9 protein-coding genes are annotated in these 26,067 nt (G+C 75.2%); all 9 read right to left on the reverse strand.

Annotated features, from left to right (window positions below):
* Positions 1-39: 39 nt before the first annotated feature.
* The 9 genes from AB0Q96_RS28690 to AB0Q96_RS28730 all read right to left on the reverse strand — a co-directional run bounded on the left by AB0Q96_RS28690 (position 40) and on the right by AB0Q96_RS28730 (position 26,035).
* The gene (locus AB0Q96_RS28690; protein WP_365330415.1) at positions 40-1,374 is read right to left on the reverse strand and encodes a methylaspartate mutase; all 1,335 of its coding nucleotides are present in this window, start codon (positions 1,372-1,374) and stop codon (positions 40-42) included.
* Positions 1,371-1,781, reverse strand: a complete 411-nt coding sequence (locus AB0Q96_RS28695; protein WP_365330417.1) for a cobalamin-dependent protein — start codon at positions 1,779-1,781, stop codon at positions 1,371-1,373. The genes AB0Q96_RS28690 and AB0Q96_RS28695 overlap by 4 nt, the downstream gene beginning before the upstream one ends.
* 198 nt (positions 1,782-1,979) lie before the next feature.
* A complete protein-coding gene (locus tag AB0Q96_RS28700) occupies positions 1,980-2,195 on the reverse strand; it encodes an MbtH family protein (protein WP_365330419.1) in 216 nt (71 codons plus the stop codon).
* Positions 2,192-9,526: an amino acid adenylation domain-containing protein gene (locus AB0Q96_RS28705; RefSeq protein ID WP_365330420.1), complete on the reverse strand. Its 7,335-nt coding sequence runs from the start codon at positions 9,524-9,526 to the stop codon at positions 2,192-2,194. The genes AB0Q96_RS28700 and AB0Q96_RS28705 overlap by 4 nt, the downstream gene beginning before the upstream one ends.
* Positions 9,527-10,047: 521 nt before the next feature.
* Positions 10,048-15,765: a condensation domain-containing protein gene (locus tag AB0Q96_RS28710; protein WP_365330421.1), complete on the reverse strand. Its 5,718-nt coding sequence runs from the start codon at positions 15,763-15,765 to the stop codon at positions 10,048-10,050.
* Between the two features lie 77 nt (positions 15,766-15,842).
* Positions 15,843-17,714, reverse strand: a complete 1,872-nt coding sequence (locus AB0Q96_RS28715; protein ID WP_365330423.1) for a non-ribosomal peptide synthetase — start codon at positions 17,712-17,714, stop codon at positions 15,843-15,845.
* A gap of 8 nt (positions 17,715-17,722) precedes the next feature.
* The gene (locus AB0Q96_RS28720) at positions 17,723-18,763 is read right to left on the reverse strand and encodes a TauD/TfdA family dioxygenase (RefSeq protein ID WP_365330425.1); all 1,041 of its coding nucleotides are present in this window, start codon (positions 18,761-18,763) and stop codon (positions 17,723-17,725) included.
* Positions 18,764-18,860: 97 nt separating this feature from the next.
* Entirely contained in the window at positions 18,861-19,658 is a 798-nt protein-coding gene (locus AB0Q96_RS28725) for an alpha/beta fold hydrolase (protein WP_365330427.1), read from the reverse strand.
* Positions 19,655-26,035, reverse strand: a complete 6,381-nt coding sequence (locus tag AB0Q96_RS28730; RefSeq protein WP_365330429.1) for an amino acid adenylation domain-containing protein — start codon at positions 26,033-26,035, stop codon at positions 19,655-19,657. Before AB0Q96_RS28730 ends, AB0Q96_RS28725 begins: the two co-directional genes overlap by 4 nt.
* Between the last annotated feature and the right edge of the window lie 32 nt (positions 26,036-26,067).

The following is a 26,067-nucleotide window of genomic DNA, read 5'->3' on the forward strand; positions in this document are numbered from 1 at the left end:
GAGCGGAGGCAGGGAGGAAGGGAGGAGCGGCTTACCGGATCAGACGGCCAGCGGCGTCACAGCCGCCCGACCGTCACGGCCGTCGCCGGATTCGTTCCGCCCGTCGGCGGGCTCCTGGTCGTACCGGTCGGCCACGTACCGCAGGGCGCTGAGCAGCCCCGCCGAGGTGAACGGGCTCGTGTCCGCGCCGCTGTCGGGGCGCAGGGGCATGGCGCCGGTGCGGGCCCAGCGGAGGCGGCCGGCGGGGTCGATGAAGCCGAGGGTGCGGCCGGCGTTGTCGGGGTGGAGGCAGAAGGGCACGTCGAGGAGGCCGCGGGCGAAGGCGAGGGGGAGGGCGCGGGCGAGGTCGGGGTGGAGGCCGAGGACGGTCTCCACGAGGGTGCGGGCCTCCTGGTAGACCTCGCTGTCCGCCGGGGCCCGGTCGGGGGCGGGGGCGCCGGCGAGCGCGGCCGCGGCGGCCGCGGTCTCCAGGGCGCGGACGTTCTCGTCGACGGTGGGGATGCGGTGCGCCTCGGCGGCGGTCTTGACGATGAGGCGCCCGGCTCCGGCACGGACGGCGAGGCGGGCGGACGCCTCCAGGAGCCGGAGGGCTCCGCTCTCGGTGCGGGGGTAGACGCCCATGTACGTGTAGAGGACGACGTGGTGTTCGACGCCGGCCGGGAGGAACTCGGCGGCGAGCCGGTGCAGGGCGAGCAGCGCCTCCTCGTCCTGGGTGGCGTCGGTCTGCTGGGCGTAGCTGAGGGAGACGCTGCGCAGCCCGTGCTGGGCGAAGAACAGGCACTCCAGGACGCTCATGGCGACGAGCAGGCCGGGCGGGCACAGCTGGCCGAGGAGGCAGCCGCCGAAGCTCTCCAGGTGCGGGGTGACCGCGCTCTGTTCCGCGAGGAGTTCGCAGGCGCGGACCCAGGCGGCGACGGACTCCCGCAGCGGGGTGCGGCCGTAGGGCAGGCAGTACGAGACGGGGCCGCCCTCGGTGGCGTCGAGGCCGGCGGCGGTGAGGGCGCGGATGATGGGCTCGGGGCGGGCGGAGCCGTGCCGGACCTGGACGGGGAAGTCGGGTCCGCGGAGTCCGGCGAGGACGGCGCGGGTGGTGTCCGGGGAGTGGGCGGCGATGGGGTAGCCGTTGAGGCGGGCTCCGTCGGCGACGGCGGCGCGGGCGGCGGCGAGGGCGCCGACGCGGGTGTAGCTGTCGACGGTGAGGGTGCCGGCGGTGTGGGCGGTGGCCGCGCGGGTGCAGGCCAGGCCGGTCCGCATGAGGTCCGGGTCGCCGAAGCCCATGCGGGGCTGGACGACGAGCCGGCCGGCCGCGGAGGCGGCGGCGACGAAGGCCCCGAAGCCGGCGCCGGGCGCGGTGGTGGCGGCGTCGGCGCTCACGCCAGGACCTCCGTACGGGCGCGGGCGGCGAGGAAGGACCGCAGGGCGTCGACGTCGTCGCCGAGGACGGCGTCGCAGCCGGCGTCCAGGAGGCGCTGGAGCTCTTCGTCCTGGCGGCGTCCCACGACGCCCAGCTTGCCGCCGAGCACCACGGGCAGTGCGGCGAGGGCGGGTTCGGCGCGGAGCGCGCGGACGGCGTCCAGGCCGTCGCGGTAGCCGTGCCCGTTGACGCTGCTGAGCACGACCGCGTCGGGGGTGTGACGCAGGCAGGCGTCGGCGAGCAGTCCGGCGTCGACGCAGGGGCCGAGGCCGACGACCTCGTGGCCGTGCTCCTCCAGGAAGAGCCGGAGGTACACGAGATTCCATGTGTGGGAATCCGAGGCGGTTCCGCTCAGGAGAATCTTCATGTCTGAAGAGTAATTTTCCGAGGGCTCCGGAAGGGGAAGTCCGAGCGGCAGCAACGACCGGCACTTTCGATTCCGATAAATGCCGGGGACGGCGCGGTAAAAGCACGCGGAAAAGGCGCCGCGCCCTGCTGCGGATGCAGGGCGCGGCGCCTTCGGGGCGTGCTCGGAGGGGACTGAGTCCAGGGGCGGGGCAGGGGGTCAGGCGTACTGGGCGACGAGGCTGCGCGGGCGGATGTCGGCCCAGTTCACCGTGATGAACTCCAGGGCTTCGCCCCGCTCTCCGGGGCCCCAGACGCTGGTCCAGCCGGCCGGTACGGCGGCGAACGTCGGCCACAGGGAGTGCTGGCCCTCGTCGTTGACGACGACGTGGAAGGTGCCCTCGGCGTTGTCGAACGGGTTGATGGAATCGCTCATGACTGAGTCCTCATTTCCTTCTTCTGGAGTGCGGAGAGCTTCTCCGCGAGAATGCTTCCGATGTGTGCGAGTGGTTCCGGTTCGGCCATCTGGAGATGTCCGTATTCGATGGTGTGGTTCTCGATGATTCCTTCGGTGAAGGGAATCCAGGTGGCGGCGAGCGCGCCTTCCGGTTCGGCCGGCCTGCGGGCGGTGAAGAACAGGAGGTCGGTGTCGGCGACGCCGGGGACGTGCCGGGCCATGAGACCGGCGTGGGTCTCGGAGGCGCGGAGCACGGCGCGCAGTTCGGAGGCGGTGAACCCGGCGAGGACCGGGTCCTCGCGGCGGATCCGTTCCATCGCCTCGGCGAGGTCGGCGGGCGGCTCGGCGGCGGCGCGCTCCTCGGGCGGCAGCACGGAGACGCTGCCGGGTCCGGTCTGGTGGACGTCCATGAGCGCGAGGAGTTCGACCCGCTCCCCCGCCTCCCGGAGCCGTACGGCGACGGCGTGGGCGACGAGGCCGCCGAAGGACCAGCCGAGCAGCCGGTAGGGGCCCCAGGGCTGGATGCCGCGGATCCGCTCCAGGTAGGCGTCGGCCATCTCCTCGACGCTGCCCGGCCGGTGGCCGGGGTCGCTGAGGGAGCGGGCCTGGAGGGCGTAGAGCGGCTGGTCGTCGCCGAGGTGCCGGGCGAGGCCGGCGTAGGCCCAGCCGACGCCGGTGCCGGGGTGGACGCAGAACAGCGGGCGGCGGGTGCCGCGGGTGCTGAGCGGGAGGAGCACCCCGAGGGCGGAGGCGTCGCCGCCCTCCGTTCCGGAGTCCTCGTGCGCGTCGAGGAGCCCGGCCGGGGTGGGCGAGCGGAACAGGTCGCGGACGGTGCGCTCGACGCCGAGGACGCCGCGCATCCGGTTGACGAGGCGGACGCCGAGCAGGGAGTGCCCGCCGAGGGTGAAGAAGTTGTCGTCGATGCCGACTTCGGGGACGTCGAGGATCTCGGCGAACAGCGCGCAGAGGACTTCCTCGCGGGCGTTGCGCGGGGCGCGGCCGCCGGGGTCGGCGGCGGGCCGGTGCGGGGCGGGCAGGGCGGCCCGGTCGGGCTTGCCGTTGACGGTGAGCGGGAGGGCGTCGAGGACGACGACCGCGGACGGCACCAGGTGCTCGGGGAGCTGGGCGCGGGCCTCGGCGAGGAGTTCGGCCTCGGTGACGGAGTCGCCCGCGCGGGGGACGGCGTATCCGACGAGGCTCTTGTCGCCGGGCCGGTCCTCGCGGACCACGGCGAGGGCCTGGCCGACCGCCGGGTGGGCGGCGAGCACCCGCTCGACCTCGCCGGGCTCGATGCGCACGCCCCGGAGCTTGATCTGGCCGTCGGCCCGTCCGAGGAAGCGGAGTTCGCCGTCCGCCGTCCACAGCACGCGGTCGCCGGTGCGGTACATGCGGCTGCCGTCGCCCTCGAAGGGGTCGGGGACGAACCGTTCGGCGGTCAGACCGGCCCGGCCGACGTAGCCCCGGGCGACGTGGCCGCCGGCGACGTACAGCTCGCCGGGGACGCCGGGCGGGACGGGGCGGAGGTGCTCGTCGAGGACGTGGCTGCGGGTGTTGTCCATGGGCCGCCCGAGGTGGAGTCCGGCACCGCTCAGGACGCGCCCTTCGCCGGGCTTCGTGGTGAACCACTGGTTGTGCGAGGCGAAGGTGGTCTCGGTGGGGCCGTACGAGTGCACGAGGACGGTGTCCGGGCAGTGGGTGAGGACCCGCTGGACGGCGGCCGGGGAGGCCACGTCGCCGCCGGTCCACACCTCGCGCAGCAGACGGAGGGTGTCGAGTCCCTCGTCGGCCATGACATGGAAGAGGCCGACGGTGAAGTAGGCGGTGGTGACGCCGTGGCGGCGGACGGCCCGGGCGGTCTCGTCCAGGTCGGTGCCGTCGCCGGCGAGCAGGACGAGGCTGCCGCCGCCGAGGAGCGGGGCCCAGATCTCGAACACGGAGGCGTCGAAGCCGGTCGCGGAGTGGACGAGCATGCGCCGGTCCTGGCCGAGGGAGAGGTCCCGGTCGGCGGCGAGTTCGACGACGTTGCGGTGGGTGACGCCGACGCCCTTGGGCCGTCCGGTGGAGCCGGAGGTGAACATCACGTACATGAGGTCGTCCTCGGAGGCGACGGCCTCCGGCGCGTCCGACGTGTCCGCTGCGTCTGCCATATCTGCCCCGCCCGCCGCGTCCACGCGCAGCACGGACGTGCCCTCCGGCGGGGTGTGGGTGCCGTCGGTGGCGACGAGGCGGACCCCGGCGTCCTCCAGCATGAGCCGGATGCGCGCCTCGGGCAGCCGGGGGTCGAGCGGCAGGTAGGCGGCGCCGGTCTTGAGGGCGGCGAGGGCGGTCACGACCAGGGGGACGCCCCGGCCGAGCAGGACGCCGACGGTGTCGCCGCGCCGGACTCCGGCCGCGCGCAGCCGGGCGGCGAGCGCGTCGGCGCGGGTGTCGAGACCGGCGTACGTGAGGGTCTCGTCGTCGGTGAGGAGGGCGGGCGCGTCGGGGGTGCGGGCGGCGCGGCGGGCGATCAGGCCGTGGACGGTGCCGCGTTCGGGCAGGACGGTGGCGGTGTCGTTGTAGTCGGCGACGAGGCGGAAGCGGTCGGCGTCGGTGAGCAGGGGCAGTTCCCCGATCCGTACGCCGGGGTCGGCGGCGGCGGCCCGCAGGGTCCGCTCCAGGTGGGCGGCGATCCGGGCGGCGGTGGAGGCGTCGAACAGGTCGGTGGCGTACTCCAGTCCGCCGGCGAGACCGGCGGGGCGGCCGTCGGCGTCGCGCCGCTCGTCGAGGGCGAAGGTGAGGTCGAACTTGGTGGTGACGGTGGTGAGGAGACCGGGCCCGTCCTCGCGGAAGAGGCGGGCGGCGGTGTCCGCGCCGGGGACGCCCCGCGTGTAGTCGTGGTGGAGCTGGACGACGATCTGCGCGAGCGGGTGGTGGGCGGTGGTGCGGACCGGGTTGAGGTCCTCGACGACCCGGTCGAAGGGGAGTTCCTGGTGGGCGTAGGCGGCCAGGTCGGTGCGCCGGACGCGGTCGAGCAGTTCGGTGAACGCGGGGTCGCCGGAGGTGTCGGTGCGCAGCACGAGCGTGTTGACGAAGAACCCGACGAGTCCGCCGAGGAGTTCGTCGTCGCGGCCGGCGGTCATGGTGGCGAGCGGCAGGTCGGTGCCCGCGCCGTGCCGGGTGAGGACGGCGGCGAGGGCGGTCTGGAGGACCATGAAGAGGGTGGCGCCGTTGTCGCGGGCGAGCTTCTCCAGGGCCTCGTGGGTGGCGGCGTCGACGGTGACGGGGGCCCGGTCGCCCCGGTGGCTGGCCTCGGCGGGCCGGGGTCGGGCGGCCGGCAGTTCGAGGGCGGCGGGGGCGCCGGCGAGGGTGCTGCGCCAGTGGTCGCGGTGGGCGTCGGCCCCGGGGCCTTCGAGGAGGTCGTGCTGCCACAGGGTGTAGTCGGCGTACTGGACGGGCAGCGGCTCCCACTCGGGGGCGCGGCCCTCGGCGCGGGCCCGGTAGGCGCCGGCGAGGTCGGCGAGGAGCGGTCCGGTGGACCAGCCGTCGGCGGCGATGTGGTGGACGACCAGGACGAGGACCTGCCCGGGCCCGCCGGATCGGTCGGTGCCGTCGGTCCCGTCGACGGCGTCGGCACGGTCGGTGCCGTCGGCACGGCCGGCGTCATGCGCACGGTCGTCACCGTCGGCACAGTCAGCGCCGTGCGCACGCTCGGCGCCGTCGTCCTCCGATTCGAGGAGGGCGGCCCGCAGCGGGATCTCCTCGGCGAGGTCGAAGACGTGTCCGGCGGCCTCGGCGGCGGCTTCGGCGAGCCGGCCGGCGGGGACGGTGCGCAGGTCGAGGGCGGGCCGGACGCCGGTCAGGATCTCCTGGTGGGGTTCGCCGTCGACGGCACGGTAGCGGGTGCGGAGCACCTCGTGCCGGTCGGTCACGTCGGCGAGGGCGTCGGCCAGCACGGCGGGGTCGAGGCGCTCGGCGGGGTGCAGGACGAGCGGGATGTTGTAGGAGGCGCTGGGGCCTTCGAGGGTGTCGATGAACCAGAGCCTGCGCTGGGCGTACGAGAGGGGGACGCGGTCCGGCCGGTCGGCGCGCGGGGCGGGCCGGGGCCGGGCGGCAGCGGCCGGTACGCCGTCGGCCGCGGCGGTCCCGTCGGCGGCCGTGGCGGCGGTCGCGGCGGTGATGCGGCGGGCGAGGGCTTCGGGGGTGGGGGCGAGGAGCAGGTCGCGGACCTGGATGTCGGCGCCGAGGCGGGCGCGGATGCGGTTGGCGAGGCGGACGCCGCTCATGGAGTGCCCGCCGATGGTGAAGAAGCCCTCGTGCGGGCCGACCTGGTCGAGCCCGAGGACCTCGGCGAACATCGCGCACAGCGTGTCGACGAGCTCGGCGTCGACGCCCGCACCGGAACCGGCGGTCCCGTCGGTGTCGGCCGTGCCGGCCATGTCGACGGGCGTCTCCGGGTCGCCCGTGCGGGCCCGGCGCTCGTCGAGGGCGCGGCGGTCGGCGGCGGCGACGAGGGTCTCGTCCGCCATCGCGGTGCCGGGGTCGGCGGCGGCGGCGCGCAGGGCGCGTTCGAGGGCGGTGAGCAGGAGCCGGGGCACCTGCTCGTTGGCGAAGACGTCCCGGGCGTACTCCAGGCCGAGGCGGAGCCCGGCGGGCGCCCCGTCGGCGTCGCGGGCGTCGACGCAGGCGGCGGTGAGGTCGAACTTGGTGGTGGCGGGGCCGTCCTCCTCGGCGAACCGGCCGGTGACCGGGCCGAACGGGAAGGCGCCCTGGTCGGGTCCGGTGGCGCGCAGGGTGAGCATCACCTGGAAGAGGGGGTGGACGCCGGGGTGCCGGGGCGGGTTGAGGTGTTCGACGAGCAGGTCGAAGGGGATCCGCTGGTGGGCGAAGGCGCCCAGGTCGGTGTCGCGGACGCGGTCGAGGAGCGTGCCGAAGGCGGGATCGCCCGAGGTGTCGGTGGGCAGCACGAGGGTGTTGACGAAGAAGCCGACGAGCTCGTCGAGGGCCTCGTCGTCGCGGCCGGCGACGGGGGTCCCGATGGCGACGGAGTCACCCGCGCCGGTGGCGCGCAGGGCCAGCCCGAGGGCGGACTGGAGGACCATCAGGAGGCTGGCGTCGTGCTCTTCGCCGAGGTGGACGAGACGGGCGTGGACGTCGGCGTCGAGGGCGGTCTCCAGCATGGCGCCCGCGTGGTCACGGACGGCGGGCCGGGGCCGGTCGAGCGGCAGCGGGGTGACGGCGGGCTGTCCCGCGAGGGCGGCGCGCCAGTGGGCGAGGCCCTGGGCGAGGACGGAGTCCGGGTCGGCGGCGTCACCGAGGACGTCGTGCTGCCACAGGGTGTAGTCGGCGTACTGGACGGGCAGCGGCTCCCACTCGGGGGCCCGGCCCCCGGCGCGGGCCGTGTAGGCGTGGGCGAGGTCGGTCATCAGCGGGGTGAGGGACCAGCCGTCGCCCGCCACGTGGTGGAGCAGCACGGCGAGGGTGGCGCCGGCCGCGTCCTCGGCGGAGAACAGGGCGACGCGCAGGGGGAGTTCGCGGGACAGGTCGAAGGTCTCGGCGGTGAACCGGGCGATCAGGCCGGGGAGTTCGGCCTCCGGGGCGTCGACCGTGCGGAGCCGGACGGCGGCCGGGGCGAGGATGTGCTGGTACGGCTCGTCCTCGGGGGCGAGGAAGACGGTGCGGAGCACCTCGTGGCGTTCGACGAGGTCCGCGACGGCGGCGGCGAGCGCGGCCCGGTCGGGGGCCGTGTCCAGGTGCAGGACGATCGGCATGTTGTAGGCGCCGGACGGCCCGTCGAGCTGGTCGAGCAGCCACAGGCGCCGCTGGGCGTGCGAGAGCGGGACGCGGTCCTCGGCGGGCAGCGGCTCCTCGTGGACGACCGGCAGCCGGGGGTCGGTGGTCCGCAGCACCTTGCGGTTGATCTTGCCGGAGCTGGTGCGGGGCAGGGCGACGACGACGGAGACGGTGGGGACCGCCGCGGCGGGCATCCGGTCCCGTACGTGGTCGCGGAGCTCCTCGGCGCCGGTGCCGCCGTCGGTGACGACGAAGGCGACGAGCCGCTTGACGCCGTCGGTGTCCTGCTGGGCGACGACGGCGGCCTCGCGGACGGCGGGGTGTCCGGCGAGGACGGAGTCGACGGCGGCGGGGTCGATGCGCTGGCCGCCGATCTTCACCTCGTCGTCGAGGCGCCCGTGGTAGAGGATCTGCCGGTCCTCGCCGAGGGTGACGAGGTCGCCGGTGCGGTAGGCGCGTTCGCCGTCGAGCTCGGTGAAGCGGCGGGCGTTCAGCTCGGGCCGGTGCAGGTAGCCCCGGGTGAGGCCGCCGCCGAGGAGCCACAGCTCGCCGCCGACGATCGCGGCCCGCACGCCGGGCAGCGGGCGCCCGATCGGCACCGGCCCGGCGGCGTGCCGGGTCAGGTCGGCGACGGTGGCGACGACGGTCGTCTCGGTCGGCCCGTACGCGTTGAGCAGCCGTACGGAGTCGCCGACGAGCCCGCGCCACTGGGCGATCCGCTCGGGCAGCGCGGCCTCGCCGTAGATGATGACGGTCCGCAGGCAGTCCGGGAGGCGGACCGAACCGGTGGTGAGGACGTAGACCAGCTCGTGCCAGTACGCGGCGGGCAGGTCCAGCAGGGTGATGCCGTGCCGGGCGCAGCCGGCGAGGAGCTCGGCGACGTCGAGCATGTCGTCGGTGCGCAGCACGAGGGTGCCGCCCGCGCCGAGGGTCGCGAAGACCTCCTGCACGCTGGCGTCGAAGTGCAGCGGGCTGAACTGGAGGACGACCGCGTCGGCGTCGATGCCGTACGCGGGGGTGGCGCCGGCGATGAAGTGCGCGAGGGAGTCGTGGGCGACGACGACGCCGTTGGGGACGCCCGTGGAGCCCGACGTGTAGATCACGTAGGCGGCGCCCGCGTCGGTGCCGGGTCCGCCGAGGACCAGTTCGCCGTGGCGGGCCACCTCGGACGGGGCGGGCGCGGCGGCGCCGCAGGCGTCGTTGAGGATGGCCTCGTTGCGGGCGTCGGGCGCCTGGACGTCGAGGGGCAGGTAGGCCGCGCCGGTCGCGAGGACGGCGAGCAGGCCCACGATCGCGTCGATGCCGCGCGGCCGGTGCAGGGCGACGAGCCGGCCGGGACCGGCCCCGTCGGCGGCGAGCAGGGCGGCCCGGGCACGGACCGCGGCGCCGAGCTCGGCGTACGTCAGCCGCGCGTCGGCGTGGACCAGGGCGACCGCGTCGGGACGGGTCCGCTCCTGGCGGGCGATCAGATCGAGCACGGGCGGGGCGGGGGCGGGAGAGGCTCCGCCGTCGAGCAGGTCTTCCGTTCTGCTGGGGGCCATGCTGACTTCCTCCGGTGACTGGGGCCGAGAGACCGGGGCGAACGGTTCCTCTCGCCTCCGTGCCGTCCACGCTAGGTGCGCCCCGGGCGCTCCCGGGGCAGTAGACGCGGCAGCTCCGGGCGGCAGAAGTGCCGCCCGGAGCTGCCGGTGCGCGGGATGCCACGGGGTGGGTGGACCCCGGTGTCGCCGGGCCTCGTGGGGCCGGGACGGGTGGGTGGCCTGGTGCGGCCGGAGGGTGGAACGAGGAGGGGCCTTGTGGGCCGGGGGCGGGTGGTGGCCTGGTGTGACCGGGGGGCGGACTGACGGCCTCGTGGGCCCGGGTCGGGCGGTGCGGCCTGGTGCGGCCGGGGCTGACTGGGGGCTTCGTGGGCCCGTGGACGGGCGGTGCGGCCCGGTGCGGCCGGGGAGGGATCGGCGGGCCTTCTGGGCCCGAGGACCGGCGGTGTGGCCGGGGAGGGATCGGTGGGCCTCGTGGGCCCGGGGGCAGGTGCTGGCCTTGAGGTGTCGGCCGGCCCCGGGGGTCAGCGGCCCTGGCGGCTGCCCGCTCGGGTGCGGCGCTTGAGGGTCGGGGTGGGCGGGACGGGGCGGCCCGGGGTGGGGATGGGGGGCTTCGGGGGCGTGGGGTTCTTCGGGTCGGGGTGGGGCGCGGTCTGGTCGGTCGTGGGGGTGGCGAGGCGGCGGGCGAGGGAGGCGGCCGTGGGGTTGCGGAAGACGTCCCGGAGGGTGAGGTCCTGGCCGAACTCGCCGCGGATGCGGTTGAGGAGGCGGACCGCGAGCAGTGAGTGCCCGCCGTTCTTGAAGAAGTTGTCGTGGCTGCCGAGCTGCCGTCCGCCGAGCACGTCCCGGAAGAGCCCGAGCAGTCGCTCCTCCCGCTCCTGCGCGGAGGCGTCCGCGCCGGGTGCGGCCTCCGTCGGGGGCTCGGCGGGCGGGGCGCCGGTGAACTCGATCCGGGCCGGTGCGAGGTACTCGGGCAGCCGCTCGGCGGCCCAGTCGAGCAGTTCCTCCGCGGTGGCGTGCGTACCGGCGGCCCGCGTGACGGTGGCGTGCAGGCGGGCGTCGCGGACCTCCACGACGGCGCCGGTCACGGCCGGGTGGCCGTGAAGGACCTCCTCCACGCGGCCGGGCTCGACCGGGTATCCGGCGACCGTGAGGGTGGCGACCGTACGGAGGGAGCCGTCGGCCGTGGCGTACGCCCTGCGGCCGGTGGCGCGCAGCCCGCCGCCGGGGTTCGGCTCGTACACCTCGCCCGGCACCCGTACCGGCGCCCGGCGGCCGTGCTCGTCGAGGACGGTCCCGGCACCGAGCGGTGCGGGCGTGACCGTCTCCGGCGTGGCGTACCGCGGGGCGGAGAGGGCGAGTCCGGGGTCGGCGGCGAAGGCGTCGAGCGTCTCGACGAGGCGCCGGGCGAGGAGCCGGGCGGTCTCCTCGTCGTAGAGGGCGGTGGCGTACTCGAGGGCGCCGGCGAGTCCGGCGGGCGTGCCGTCGGCGTCGGCGCGTTCGGTGAGCGCGAAGGTGAGGTCGCTCTTGGCTCCGGTCCCCTGGAAGCCGACCGGTTCGCCTTCCAGCGCGGACGGGCGGGACGCGCCCTCCGCCGGGCCGGCCGGGGTGGCGGCGGCGTGGACCTGGAGCATGACCTGCACCAGCGGTGCGTGCGCGGCGGACCGCTGCGGGCTCAGGTCCTCGACGAGCCTGTCGAAGGGCAGGTCCTGGTTGCTGTAGGCGGTGAGCCCGGCTTCGCGGACCCGCCGGACCAGGTCGGCGAAGGCGGGGTCGCCGGAGGTGTCGGTGCGCAGGACGAGCGTGTTGACGAAGAAGCCGACGAGCGGGTGGAGGGCGTCGTCGGCGCGGCCGGCGACGGTGGTGCCGAGGGCGACGTCGGTGCCGGCTCCGTGGCGGGCGAGGAGCGCGGCGAGGGCGGCCTGGACGACCATGAAGAGGGTGGCGCCCTGGGCGCGGGCGCAGCGGAGCAGGGCCCGGTGGGTGGCCGCGGTGACCTCGAAGCCGGTGAGGGCGCCGGAGCCGTCGCTCTCCAGCGGGCGGGGCCGGTCGGTGGGGAGGGCGATGAGCGGCGGCATTCCGGCGAGGGCGGTGCGCCAGTGGGCGAGCTGGTCCTCGGCGAGGCCGTGTTCGCCGTCGAGGAGGTCCCGCTGCCAGAGGGTGTAGTCGGTGTACTGGACGGGCAGCGGCTCCCACTCGGGGGCCCGGCCCTCGGCGCGGGCCGTGTACGCGGTGTCGAGGTCGGCGAGCAGGCAGGGCGTGGACCAGCCGTCCCCGGCGATGTGGTGGGTGAGCAGGACCAGGGTCTGCCGCCCGTCGTCGCCGGTGACGAGCGTGGCGCGGAAGGGGAGTTCGGCGGCGAGGTCGAAGACGTACCCGACGGCGCTGTCGACGGCCGACCGCACCTCGGCGTCCCCGCCGGCGAGGATCCGGTCGAGTACGGGCCGGGCGTCGTCGAGCACGAGCTGGTACGGCTCGCCGTCCGCCGCCCGGTAGACGGTGCGGAGCACCTCGTGGCGCGCGGCGACGTCGGCGAGGGCGGCGGCGAACCGGGTGTGTTCGACGGGGCGCCGCAGCCGGGTGACGACGGAGATGTTGTAGGTGGCGGAGGGCCCTTCGAGCCGGTTGACGAACCACAGGCGCCGCTGGGCGTAGGAGAGCGGGATCCGGGCCGGGCGCAGGGCGTCCGGTACGGGGCGGAGCGCGGGCCGGGCGGGACCGCCGCCCTGCTCGTCGAGCCGGCGCAGCAACTGCCCCGGCGTCGGCGCCAGGAACACGTCCTTGATCGCCGCCTGAAGCCCGAGCGCACCCCGGATCCGGTTCGTCAGCTTCCCCGCGAGGAGCGAATGCCCGCCCTGCTTGAAGAAGTTGTCCCCTTCCAGGATGTCGTCCCGGGCCAGGACCTCGGCGAACAGGCCGCGCAGGATCTCCACCCGGGGGTCGGCGGTCGCCGTACCGGGGCCGCTCCCCCGCTTCCGGTCGCCCGTCGGGGCCTCGGCGGCGGCCGCCCGGGCGAGGGCTTCGTGGCGGGTGTCGAGGGCCTTCCGTTCCTCGTCGGTCGTCCACGGCACCGCGCTCAGCCGCGTGTCGCCGTCCTCCCTGCCGAGGGCGGCGAGGGCGCGGTGGAAGAGCCCGAGCAGGAGCCGGGCGGTGGGCTCGTCGTACAGGTCGGTGGCGTACTGGAGCCCGATGAGCAGCGGTCCGGCCTCGCCCTCGGTCCCCTGGGTGCCGGCGCAGTGGAAGGAGAGGTCGAACTTGGCGCTGCCGAGGTCGGCGCTGTCGAGCGTGCCGGGGATCCCGCCGAGGGAGACCGTGCTGTCGCCGTCGGCGTCCTGGGCGCTGACCATGACCTGGAAGAAGGGGTGGCGGCCGAGGGATCGCTCGGGGTTGAGGTCCTCGACGAGGAGGTCGAAGGGCAGGTCGTCGTGGGCGAAGGCGGCGAGGTCGGCGTCCCGGACCCGGCCGACGAGTTCGGCGAGGGTGGGGTCGCCGGAGAGGTCGGTGCGCAGGGCGAGGGTGTTGACGAAGAAGCCGACGAGGTCGTGCAGCGCCTCCTCCGGCCGTCCGGCGACGGGTGTGCCGACGACGAGGTCGGACCCGGCCCCGGCGGCCCGCAGGGCGAGGGCCAGGGCGGCCCGGACGACCATGAAGAACGTGGCCCGCTGCTCCTTGGCGACCTTGGCCAGCGCCCGGTGGGCCGCCGCGTCGAGTTCGCCCGTGACGACGGCGCCCCGGTTGCTCGGCTCGGTGAGCCTGGGCCGGTCGGCGGGCAGCCGGGTCTCGCCGGGAATGCCGTCCAGCGCCTGCCGCCAGTGCGCCAACTGCGCTTCCTTGACGCCGTGTTCGCCGTCGAGCAGCTCACGCTGCCAGAGGGTGTAGTCGGTGTACTGGACGGGCAGCGGCTCCCACTCGGGGGCCCGGCCCTCGGCGCGGGCCGCGTAGGCGGTGTCGAGGTCGCCGAGCAGACCGGCGAGGGACCAGCCGTCGGTGGCGACGTGATGGACGGACAGCACCAGCACGGCACCTCCGACTCGCGCGTCACCGTCCACGTCGCCGTCCGTGTCGCCGTCCACCTCGCCGCTTACCTCGAAGAGACGTACCCGCAGCGGCAGTTCACGGGTGATGTCGATCGGCAACCGCGCGAACTCGGTCACCCGGGCATCGACCTCACCCACCCCCACACCGACGACCTCCACCGGTACCACCGCACCGGCCACGATCTCCTGATACGGCTCCCCGTCCACCGCCGGATACACCGTCCGCAACACCTCATGCCGCTCCACCACATCCCGCAGCGCCGCCTCCACCACCGACACCACCGGCCGCCCGGCGAGCCGCAGCACCACAGGCGCGTTGTAAGCCGCCGAGGAACCCTCCAGACGGTTCAGGAACCACAGCCGCCGCTGGGCATAGGAGAGCGGGATCCGGGCCGGGCGCAGGGCATCCGGTACGGGCCGGAGCGCGGGCCGGGCGGGACCGCCGCCCCGCTCGTCGAGCCGGCGCAGCAACTGCCCCGGCGTCGGCGCCAGGAACACGTCCTTGATCGCCGCCTGAAGCCCGAGCGCACCCCGGATCCGGTTCGTCAACTTCCCCGCGAGCAGTGAATGCCCGCCCTGCTTGAAGAAGTTGTCACCCTCCAGGACCTCGTCCCTCCCGAGGACCTCGGCGAACAGGCCGCGCAGGATCTCCACCCGGGGGTCGGCGGTCAGCGGGCCCGCGCCCTTCGGCCGGGCGCCGTCGCCCCGCAGGCGGCGGGCCTCCGCCTCCGCTCCGGCGTCCGCGGCGGCCTTCGCGGCGGCGGCCGCGTCGGCGAGGGCCCGGTGGCGGCGGTCGAGTCCGGTGCGCTCGTCCTCCGTCGGCAGGGTGACGGCGCTGAGCCGGGTGTGGTCCGGCCGCTCGGCGAGCGTGGTGAGGGCGCGCCGGAAGAGGCCGAGGAGGAGGTGGGCGGTGGGCTCGTCGTACCGCTCGGTGGCGTACTGGAGGACGAGCGCGAGGCCGCCGGGTTCTCCGGAGGCGTCGCTCCGCTCCAGGCAGTGGAAGCTGAGGTCGAACTTGGCGGTGGCCAGGTCGGCTTCCACGAGGGTGGCGGGGATGCCGCCGAGTGTGTGCTCCTTCTCCGGCCGGCTCTGGGCGCTGACCATGACCTGGAAGAAGGGGTGGCGGCCCAGGGAGCGCTCGGGGTTGAGGTCCTCGACGAGAAGGTCGAAGGGCAGGTCCTCGTGGGCGAACGCGGCGAGGTCGGTGTCGCGGATCCGGCCGAGGAGTTCGCCGAGGGTGGGGTCGCCGGAGAGGTCGGTGCGCAGGGCGAGGGTGTTGACGAAGAAGCCGACCAGCTCGTGCAGGTCCTCCTCGGGGCGGCCCGCGACAGCCGTGCCGACGACGAGGTCGGACCCGGCACCGGCGGCCCGGAGCGCGAGGGAAAGGGCGGCCCGGACGACCATGAAGAAGGAGGCCCGCTGCTCCTTGGCGACCTTGGCCAGCGCCCGGTGGGCCGCCGCGTCGAGCTCCGCCGTCACCGCGGCGCCCTCGTGGGTCGGTTCGGTGGTGCGGGGGCGGTCGGCGGGCAGCCGGGTCTCGTCGGGGATGCCGGCCAGGGCGCCGCGCCAGTGGGCGAGCTGCTCGTGGGCGGTGCTCTCGGGGTCGGCGGGGTCCCCGAGCATGTCGTGCTGCCAGAGGGCGTAGTCGGCGTACTGGACCGGCAGCGGCTCCCAGTCGGGGGCCCGGCCCTCGGAGCGGGCCGTGTAGGCGGTGTCGAGGTCGCGGAGGAGGAAGCCCACGGACCAGCCGTCGGTGGCGATGTGGTGGACGGACAGCACCAGCACGGCACCTCCGGCTCCCGCGTCACCGTCCACGCCGCCGGCCGCATCGCCGGGTGCCTCGCCGTCGACCTCGCCGTCCACCTCGAAGAGGCGTACCCGCAGCGGCAGTTCACGGGTGATGTCGATCGGCAACCGCGCGAACTCGGTCACCCGGGCGTCGACCTCACCCACCCCCACACCCACGACCTCCACCGGTACCACCGCACCGGCCACGATCTCCTGATACGGCTCCCCGTCCACCGCCGGATTCACCGTCCGCAACACCTCGTGCCGCTCCAGCACGTCCCGCAGCGCCGCCTCCACCACCGAGACCGCCGGCCGCCCGGCGAGCCGCAGCACCACAGGCGCGTTGTAGGCCGCCGAGGAACCCTCCAGGCGGTTCAGGAACCACAGCCGACGCTGGGCATAGGACAGGGGGATCACGGTTGCTGCTCCTCGTGGATGGCGGAACGGGTGGGGTGGGCCGGAGACGGAGGGCGGGGCGCCGGTCGGGCCGGCGGTCAGGCGTCCCGCGCGGCCGTCAGTTCCTCGATGTGGGCGGCGAGGTCGCGCAGCCGGGGGTTGGCGTAGACGGCCTTGACCGGCAGGGCGACGGAGAGTTCGGCGCGGACCCGGGAGACCAGCTTGATGGCGAGCAGGGAGTGGCCGCCCAGCTTGAAGAAGTTGTCGTCGGGGCCGATGGAGGCGGCGCCGAGGACCTCCTTCCACACCCGGCCGATGAGCTCCTCGGCGCGGCCTTCCAGGCCCGTGTCGGAGGCGGTGTCCGCCGGGGCGGCGGCGGGCGCCTCGATGCGGGTCGGCAGGACGGAGCGGTCCAGCTTGCCGCTGGGGGTGGTGGTGAAGCGCTCGACCGGTACGAAGGCCGCGGGCAGCATGTACGCGGGGAGGGTGGCGGCGAGGCCGGTGCGGAGGGCCTCGGGGTCACCGCCCCGGTGGTAAGCGATCAGCGCCGGGCTGCCGGAGGCGTCCTCGCCGAGGACGACGGCGGCTTCGGCGACGCCGTCCTGGCGGGTGAGGGCCGCCTCGATCTCGGGGAGTTCGATGCGGTGGCCGCGCAGCTTGATCTGGCCGTCGGCGCGCCCGAGGTAGGCGAGCCGGCCGTCGGGGAGGAGGCGGCAGCGGTCGCCGGTGCGGTACATGCGGCCGCCGTCGGCGGCGTCGGCGGCCGGGTCGGGGTCGGCGAGGAAGCGTTCGGCGGTGAGGACGGGCCGGTTGCGGTAGCCGCGGGCCACGCGCGGTCCGGCGAGGTACAGCTCGCCCGCCTCGCCGGGGGCGACCGGGGTCAGCTTCTCGTCTAGCAGGCGCATCCGCAGGCCGGGCAGGACGGTGCCGATGTGGGCCTGGCCGGGCCGGTCGATCCAGCCGGCGGTGGCGTCGACGGTGGTCTCGGTCGGGCCGTACACGTTGAGGGCGCGCAGCAGGCCCGAGGTGTGGGCGGCGGCCAGCCGGTCCCACAGGGCGGGGCTGATGGCCTCGCCGCCGACGAGCAGGGTCAGCGGGCGGGGGCCGCCGTCGGGGGTGAGCAGGTCGAGCAGCGGGTCGGCGTGGGAGGGGGTGATGTCGAGGTCGGTGAGGCCCTGGGCGTCGATGAAGGCGGCGAGGAGGGACGGGTCGCGGCGGGTCTCCTCGTCGATCATGACGAGGGTGTCGCCGCGGCAGAGGCGTACCCACTGCTGCACGGAGGCGTCGAAGGACGGGGAGGCGTTCCAGCCGACGCGGGCGGCCTCGCCGGTGGCGGCGCCGACGCCCTCCAGCTCGGCGAGGAGCAGGGAGGCGGCGCCGCGGCCGATCTCGACGCCCTTGGGGCGGCCGGTGGAGCCGGAGGTGTAGATGACGTAGGCGAGGGTGCCGGCGGTCACGGGCGCCGGGCGGTAGGCGGCGTCGGCGTCGGGGGCGGCCGTCAGTTCGGCGAGGGTGACGGTGCGGGCGCCGGGCGCCGGGGACTCGCCCGGGGCGTCGAGGACCACGAGGTCGGCGCCGGAGTCCTCCAGGAGGTAGCGGCGGCGGTCGGCGGGGAGCGCCGGGTCGACCGGCAGGTAGGCGGCGCCCGCGGTGAGGGTGCCGATGAGGGCGGTGACGAGTCCGGCGCCGCGCGGCAGGCAGAGCGCGACGACGCTCTCCGGGCCGGCGCCGAGGGCGGTGAGGCGGGCGGCGACGGCGGTGGCCTCGGCGCGCAGTTCGTCGAAGGTGAGGCTGCGGTCGGCGGCGACCACCGCCGTACGGCCGCCGGGGGCGGTGGCGAGCCGGGCGAGGAGGTCGGCGTGGCCGGTGCCCGCGGCGCAGGCGGCGCAGGCGCAGTCGGCGGGTCCGGTGAGCGGCGCGGCGGCGGAGGGCGCGGCGAGGGTGGCGGGCTCGGGGAGGACGGCGGTCATGGCGGGGCTCACATTCCGAACGGGGTGGCGGAGGGGGCGACGGTGGGGGCGCAGTCGGCGAGCGGCACGGGCTCGCCCATGGCGACGAGGATCTTGCGGGCGCCGGTGTACGCCTCGCGGCCGTGGGCGCAGAGGATGTTGTCGACGAGCATCAGGTCGCCGTCCTGCCAGGTCTCGCGGACGGTGACGGCCTGGTAGGCGTCGATGATGGCGTCGACCTCGGCGTCGGTGAGGGCGGTGCCGTCGCCGAGGCGGGTGTCGAAGGGGAGGCCGTCGGCGCCGAAGGTCTCGGTGAGGACCTCGCGGACGTCCTCGTCGAGGCCGCGGGCGTTCCAGAAGGCGAAGTGGTTGAACCAGACGCGCTCGCCGGTGACCGGGTGGGTGATGACGGCGGAGCGGAGCTGGCGGGTGCGGAGGGTGTCCTCGTCGAGCCACTCGTAGCCGATGGCGTGCTCGTCGCAGTACTCCTCGGCGCCGGCCGGCTCCTCCGAGGAGAACGCCTTGCGCCAGGGCATGCCCGCGAGGTCGGAGTAGTTGCGGACGAGGAGCCAGCCGGCCTCGGTGAAGCGGGCGACGAGCTCGTCCGGGAGGAGCGCGAGGGCGCGCCGCATGTCGCCGACGGTGGTGGCGCCGCCGGTCTCGGGGGCGGTGACGCAGCCGAAGAGCAGGACGCCCGGGAAGTCGAGGGTGTAGCTGTTCTCGTTGTGGAGGCGGATCGGCTGGATGGCCGGCAGGTCGGTGGAGGAGAAGACGCCCTCGCCGAAGTCGGTGCGCGGGGTGGCCTTCTCCTTGTATCCGGCGCGGGTGGCGATCAGCGCGTCGCGGGCCTCGGCGAAGGTCTCCGCGTCGGTCATGGGGAGGCCGCGGAGCAGGACGGCGCCGGAGCGGTGCAGCTCGGCCTGGATGTCGGCGCGCCGGGCGGTGAGCCAGCCGGTGGCCTCGGCCATCGTCGCGTGGCGGGGGACCTGGACGACGGCGGGCTTGCCGGGCTCGCGGACGACGCTGATGCCGTCCTCGGTGACGGCCGGGTTCGGGGCGAAGGTGGTCATGGCGGGGTTCCTCTGCTTCACGGGGTACGGGCGGGGCGGGGCGGGCGGGGTCGGGCGGGGTACGGGCCGCGCGGGCCCGGGGTGTCCTGGGGCGGGGTCAGGCGGCGGTGGCGGGCGCGCCCTGGAGGGAGGTCAGGACCGGGTTGAGGCGGGCGAAGAAGCCGGCCAGGTCCTGCTGGAAGTAGAAGTGGTCGCCGGGCAGCACCACGGGGGCGACGTCGTTCCCGGCGACGAGGGCCCAGCCGTCGAGGAGGCCGACGGGCACGATCGGGTCGACGTCGCCGCCGAAGACGGCCACCGGGCAGTCGAGCCGTACGTCGGGGGCGGTGCACTGGTAGGCGTCGTCGATGGCGAAGTCGGCGCGGATGGAGGGCAGGACGATCTCGCGGAGCTCCGGGTCGTCGAGGATGCCGTCGTCGGTGCCGCCGCGCTCCTTGATGGAGGCGACCAGCTCGTCGTCGTCGAGCCGCTCGGGGTGGACGGGCGCCTGGTTGGGCAGGACGGGGGCCCGGCAGGCGGAGGCGACGAGGCCGAGCGGGGTGCGGCCGGCGGCCTGGAGCGTGCGGACCACCTCGAAGGCGACGAGGGAGCCCATGCTGTGTCCGAGGACGACCAGCGGGCCGGTGTCGGCGGGGAGGGCGTCCACGACGGGGAGGGCGAGGTCGTCGACGGAGCCGGGCAGGTCCTCGCAGTAGCGGGCGCCGCGGCCCGGGTACTGGCCGATGAGCAGCCGGACGTCGGCCGGGAGGTGCTCGCGCCAGGCGCTGTAGGCGTGGGCGTTGCCGCCGGCGTGCGGCAGGACCAGCAGGGACAGGCGGTGCGGGGCGTCGCCGGGCAGGTCCCAGACGACGTCCTCGGGGGCGGGCGTGAAGGCGGGGGTGGCGTGGGTGCTCATGAGCTGATCCGATCCGTGTCGTTGCGGCGGCGGAGGGCGGGGCGCGCCTTCCTGGCCGGAGCGGTCCTGAGGGAGTCGATGTGCGCGGCGAGCCGGGCGGGGGTGGGGTGCTGGAAGACGTCGCGGACGGTGAGCCGTACGTCGAGGGCTCCGGCGATGTGGTTGGTGAGGCGGGCTCCGAGGAGGGAGTGGCCGCCGTGGTGGAAGAAGTCGTCGTCGACGGTGAGGGCGGTGGTGGTGTCGAGGGTGCGGGCGAAGAGGCCGAGGACGGTCTCTTCGAGCGGGGTGCGCGGGGCGCGTCCGCCGCTGGAGAGGGCGGCCGGGGCGGGCAGGGCCCGCTTGTCGATCTTGCCGTTGGGGGTCAGGGGCAGCCGGTCGAGGACGGTGACGTGGCTGGGGACCAGGTGCTCGGGGAGCCGGTCGGCGACGTGCCGGCGGATGTCCTCCGGGGCGACGGCCTCGCCTTCCACCACCAGGTAGGCGGCGAGCCGTTCGGCGTGCACGGTCACCACGGCCTGGCTCACCCGCGGGTGCGTGAGGAGCGCGGCCTCCGTCTCGCCCGGCTCGACCCGGAAGCCCCGGATCTTGATCTGGTCGTCGGCCCGGCCCTCGTACACGAGGCGGCCGTCGCGGTCGAAGCGGACGAGGTCGCCGGTGCGGTAGAGGCGGGTGCCGGGCGGGCCGTAGGGGTCGGGGACGAAGCGGGTGGCGGTGAGTTCGGGCCGGCCGAGGTAGCCGTGGGCGAGTCCGTCGCCGGTGAGGTACAGCTCGCCGGTCACGCCGGGCGGGCAGAGGTTCAGGGAGGGGTCCAGGACGTAGGCGCCCTTGTTGAGGAGCGGGACGCCGATGGGGACGAGGGTGTGGGGCCGGTCGGCGGGCGGGACGAGGTGGGTGGTGGTGAAGCCCATGGACTCGGCCGGGCCGTAGCCGTTGACGACCTCGATGCCGGGGCGGATCTGGTGCAGTTTGTGGACGTGGGCCGGGGAGGCGGCCTCGCCGCCGGTGTAGGCGACGGTGACGGTCCCGAAGGCGCCGGGGTGTTCGTCGACGAGGAAGTTGAAGAGGCTCGCGGACAGCTGGAGCATCGTCACCCCGTGGCGGCGCGACAGCTCCTCGATCAGTACCGGTTCGGGCCGCTGGCCCGGCTGGAGGACCGTGGTCCCGCCGTGCAGCAGCGCGCCCCAGAACTCCAGGCTGAACGCGTCCCACGACACCGGCGAGCACTGGAGGAACACCTCCGCCTCGTCGAACCGCCCGTACGTCTGACCGCTCACCGTCGACACCAGGTTCCGGTGCGAGGACAGGATGCCCTTCGGGCGGCCCGTGGAGCCCGACGTGAACATGAGGCAGGCGGGGTCGTCGGGCCCGAGCGGGACGCCCAGGTCGGCGGCGTCCGCGTCGGCGGGCCGGTCGGCGGCGTGGGTGACGGTCCAGGGGCCGGAGACCCGCCCGGCCAGGGCCGGGGAGGTGACGAGGTGGCCGATGGCGGCGTCGGAGGCGGCGGAGCGCAGGCGCTCGTCGGGGAAGTCGGGGTCGAGGAGCGTGTAGGCGGCGCCGGTCTTCAGGACGGCGAGGACGGAGATCGCGAAGTCCGCGCCCCGGTCGAGCAGCACGCCCGCCATGTCCCCCCGCCCCAGGCCCTGTTCGGCCAGGTGGCGGGCCAGACGGTTGGCGGAGGCGTTGAGTTCGGCGTACGGGATCCTCCGGTCGCCGTCCACCAGCGCCGTCCGCTCCGGAACCCGGGCGGCCTGCTCCTCGAAGCGTCCGACCAGCGAACCCTCCCCCGCTCCTGGGGCCTTGGTCCCGGCCCAGGAGCCGGTCAGCAGCTGCCGCTCCTCCTCGGTCAGGACGTCCAGGGCGGAGAGGGCGAGGTCGGGCTCGGCGAGCGCGTGGTGGAGGACCTGGCCGAGGACCGAGGCCGTGCGCCGGACCGACTCCGCGTCGAAGAGGTCGGCGGCGAAGAGGACGGTGGCGCGCAGGCCGTGCTCGTCGTCGGAGCGGAGGAAGAACTCCAGGTCGAACTTGGCGGAGCCGCTGGTGATGTTCTCCATGGGCGCCGGCGCGACTCCGGGGAGCACGAGGGGCTTCGAGGTGCCGGCGCCGCTCTCCACGGTCAGGCAGATCTGGAAGAGGGGGTGCCGGGACAGCGTCCTGGTCGGGTTGAGCGCTTCCAGGACGAGGTCGAAGGGGGCTTCCTGGTGGGCGAAGGCGTCCAGGTCGGCGGTGCGGACGCGGCCCAGGAGCTCGCGGAACGTCGGGTCGCCCGAGCTGTCCGTGCGCAGCACCAGCGTGTTCACGAAGAACCCGACGAGATCGTTCAGCGCCTCGTCGTTCCGGCCCGCCACCGGCGAGCCGATCGCCAGATCCGGACCGGCGCCCAGCCGTGCCAGCGCCGCCACGAGAGCCGCGTGCACCACCATGAAGGGGGTGCAGCCCTCCTCCCGGGCGAGCAGCCGCGCCCGTTGGAAGAGGTCGGCGCCGAGGTCGAGTTCGACCTGGCCGCCACGGTGCGAGGCGTGGGCCGGCCGGGGGCGGTCGAGGGTGAGGCCGTGCGCCTCGGGGAGGCCGGCCAGGTTCTGCCGCCAGAAGTCGAGTTCGCGTCCGAGCAGGCTGTCCGGCTCGTCGGCGGGGCCGAGGACACGGCGCTGCCAGGCCGCGTAGTCGGCGTACCGCACCGACAGCGGTGCGAGGACCGCGCCCTCGCCCGCCGCACGGGCCGCGTAGGCGCGCTCCAGGTCGGCGAAGAACACCCCGTTCGACAGGCCGTCCGTCGCGATGTGGTGGAGGAGCAGGGCCAGCACCACGGATCCGTCGGGGAGTTCGAAGGCGGTGGCGCGGACGGGGAGGTCCGACGCCAGGTCGAAGACGTGTCCCGCGGCCTCGGCGAGGCCCGCGTCGAGGGCGTCGGCGTCGGTCCGGCGGCGCTCGATCGTCGGGCGGGCCCGCTCCGGGTCGAGGACCCGCTGGAACGGTTCGCCGTCCACGGCCTCGAAGACCGTCCGCAGCGGAGCGTGCCGGGTGACCACGTCGTGGAGCGCGGACTCCAGTACGGCGAGATCGGGGCCGGGGCCGTCGAACCGGACGACCGTGGGCACGTTGTAGGCCGCGCTCCCGCCGTCCAGCTGGGCCAGCAGCCACAGCCGCCGCTGCGCGTACGAGGCGGGCACCAGCTCGCCGTCGCCCTCCCCCGGCACCAGCGCGGGCAGCGCGGTGGTGCCCGGGGACTCGCCGCCGCGTTCCACGATCAGCTCCGCGAGCGCGGCGACGGTCGGGTGTCCGAAGACGTCCCGGATGGTCAGCCGCACGCCGAGGGCGTCGGCGACGCGGTTCGTGAGCCGGGCCGCGAGGAGGGAGTGGCCGCCGAGGGCGAAGAAGCTGTCGTCGATGCCGATCGTGTCCGGGTCGGTGTCGAGGGTCAGCCCGTACAGGCCCGCGAGGACCTCCTCGGTGCGGTGGCGCGGGGCGCGGCGGACGGTCAGGAGTGCGGCGGGGGCGGGCAGGGCCCGCTTGTCGATCTTGCCGTTGGGGGTCAGGGGCAGCCGGTCGAGGACGGTGACGTGGCTGGGGACCAGGTGCTCGGGGAGCCGGTCGGCGACGTGCCGGCGGATGTCCTCCGGCTCCGCGCCCGCCTCGTCGACCACCAGGTAGGCGGCCAGGCGTTCTTGATGGACCGTCACCACCGCCTGGGTGACCCGCGGATGGGTCAGGAGCGCGGCCTCGACCTCCCCCGGCTCGACCCGGAAGCCCCGGATCTTGATCTGGTCGTCGACGCGGCCCTCGTACACGAGGCGGCCTTCCGCGTCGAAGCGGACGAGGTCGCCGGTGCGGTACAGCCGGCCGCCCCGGGCGGTGCCGAACGGGTCCGGTACGAAGCGGGTCGCGGTCAGGTCGGGCCGGCCGAGGTAGCCGTGGGCCAGGCCGTCCCCGCTCAGGTACAGCTCGCCGGTCACGCCGGGCGGGCAGAGGTTCAGGTACGGGTCGAGGACGTGGGCGCCCTTGTTGACCAGGGGCGTTCCGATGGGGATGACCGTCTCCTCCGTGTCCCCCGCCGACGGCGCGTGCGTGGTGGTGAAGCCCATCGACTCGGCCGGGCCGTAGCCGTTGACCACCTCGATGCCGGGCTTCAGCCGCTGCAACTTGCGTACGTGGACCGGGGAGGCGGCCTCTCCGCCGGTGTAGGCGACGGTGACGGTGTCGAAGGCGCCGGGGTGTTCGTCGACGAGGAAGTTGAAGAGGCTCGCGGACAGCTGGAGCATCGTCACCCCGTGGCGGCGCGACAACTCCTCGATCAGCACCGGCTCCGGACGCTGGCCCGGCTGCAACACCGTCGTCCCGCCGTGCAGCAGCGCGCCCCAGAACTCCAGGCTGAACGCGTCCCACGACACCGGCGAGCACTGGAGGAAGGTCTCCCCCTCGCCGAACCGCCCGTACGTCTGGCCGCTCACCGTCGACACCAGGTTCCGGTGCGAGGACAGGATGCCCTTCGGGCGGCCCGTGGAGCCCGACGTGAACATCACGCAGGCGGGGTCGTCGGGGCCGATCGGCACGCCGAGGTTCTCGGCGACGGCGTCCGGGCCGGGGCGAGATCCGGCGTGGGTGACGGTCCAGGGGCCGTCGGCGCGGGCGGCGAGGTCCGGGGTGGTGACGAGGTGGGTGATGCCCGCGTCGGAGGCGGCGGAGCGGAGCCGCTCCTCGGGGAAGTCGGGGTCGAGGAGGACATGGCCGGCGCCGGTCTTGAGGACGGCGAGGAGAGCGGTGGCGAAGGGGATGCCGCGCTCCAGCAGGACGCCGGCCAGGGCGCCGCGCCCGAGGCCGCCGTCGCGCAGTGCGCGGGCGAGGTGGTTGGCGGAGGCGTTGAGCTCGGCGTAGGTGACGGCGCCCTCGCTGTCGATCAGGGCGGTGCGGTCGGCGTGCAGCCGTACCCGCTCCTCGAAGCGGGCGACGAGACCGGTCTCCACCGGCTGCCCGACGGGCCCCGCCCAGGCGCCGGTGAGCAGCGCGCGCTCGTCGTCACCGAGGAGCGCGAGGCCGGCCACGGTGGCGTCCAGGGCCTCGTCGTCCGCGAGGAAGCGGGTGACGAAGGCGGTGAAGCGGTCCTGGTGGGCGGCGATCAGGGCCGGGTCGACGTCCTGGACCGGGGTGTCGAAGTCGATGCGCAGGCCGTGCGCGGGGCCCAGGTCGAAGACGGCGAGGCTGAGGTCGTCGACGGGGCCGTTGCTGACGTTGTGGTTGACGGTCGGATGGCCGCCGACCGTCAGTTCGCTCTGGAAGCCCATGATGTTGAGGACCGGGGTGGCCAGGCGGCGGGTGCCGTCGATGACGCCGGCGTCGCGGCCGAGGTCCTCGTACCGGGTCCGCTGGTGGCGCAGGCCGTGCTTCACCTCGGCGGACACCGTGCGCACCAGGTCGGCGAGGCGGTCCTCCGGGCGGACCCGCAGGCGCAGCGGGACGATGTTCGACATCATGCCGGGGGTGCTGCGGGCGGCCCGGGTGGTGCGGCCGGTGACGGGCAGGGCGATCATCAGCTCCTGGCGCCCGGTGACGCGCTGGACGTACGCGGCGAAGAGCGCCACGAACAGCACGGACCAGGAGACGCGGGAGGCGCGGGCGACGGTGCGGAGACGTTCGGCGTCGGCCGGGGAGACCGGGACGCTGCGGCGCCCGAAGGGCAGCCCACCGTGGGCGGACGGCACCCGCTCGCGGCCCCGGACGAGACCGGCGGGCGCGTCGGGGGCGCCGGCCAGGTGGGTGCGCCAGGCGGCCCGGTCGGCGACGGCCTCCTCGGAGGCGCGGTAGGCGGCGTCGTCGGCGAGCAGCTCGGCCAGGGTGCCGAACGGGGTGTCGCCCCACGGCTCGCCCGCCACGGCCCGCTCGTACAGCTCGACCAGACGGGCCAGCGCCATGGAGGCGCCGACGCCGTCGACGACCAGGTGGTGGAAGCCGTAGAAGTAGAAGAAGCGGTCCTCCGCCAGCTTGATCAGCGCGCACCGGACGGGGGACTCGCCGGTGAGGTCGAAGGGGGTGCCGATCAGGCCGTCGACCAGGTCCCAGGCCGCGCCCTCGGGATCGGCGGCCCCGCTGAGGTCGGTGAAGGCCAGCGCGCGGTCCCCGGCGTCGGCGTCGAGGAGCTGCCAGACCTGCTCGCCGTCCTCCACGAAGCCCCGCACCCGCAGGAAGTCCGCCTCCTCGACCAGGCGCCGCCAGGCGGCCGCCATCAGCTCCGGGTCGACCGGGCCCTGGATCTCCCGGCACTCGCCGACGTTGTACGTGATGCCGGTGGGGTCGAGGAGGTGGGCCGTCCAGATGTCCCGCTGGGCTACCGAGAGCGGCAACCGGACGGCGGCCGGTGCGGAGGCGACGGGCTGGTCGAACGGCATGGGGGCTCCTGGTGGGTGACCGGGGTCGGTGG

It is taken from the genome of Streptomyces sp. NPDC093111, from assembly GCF_040683955.1.
GTDB lineage: Bacteria > Actinomycetota > Actinomycetes > Streptomycetales > Streptomycetaceae > Streptomyces.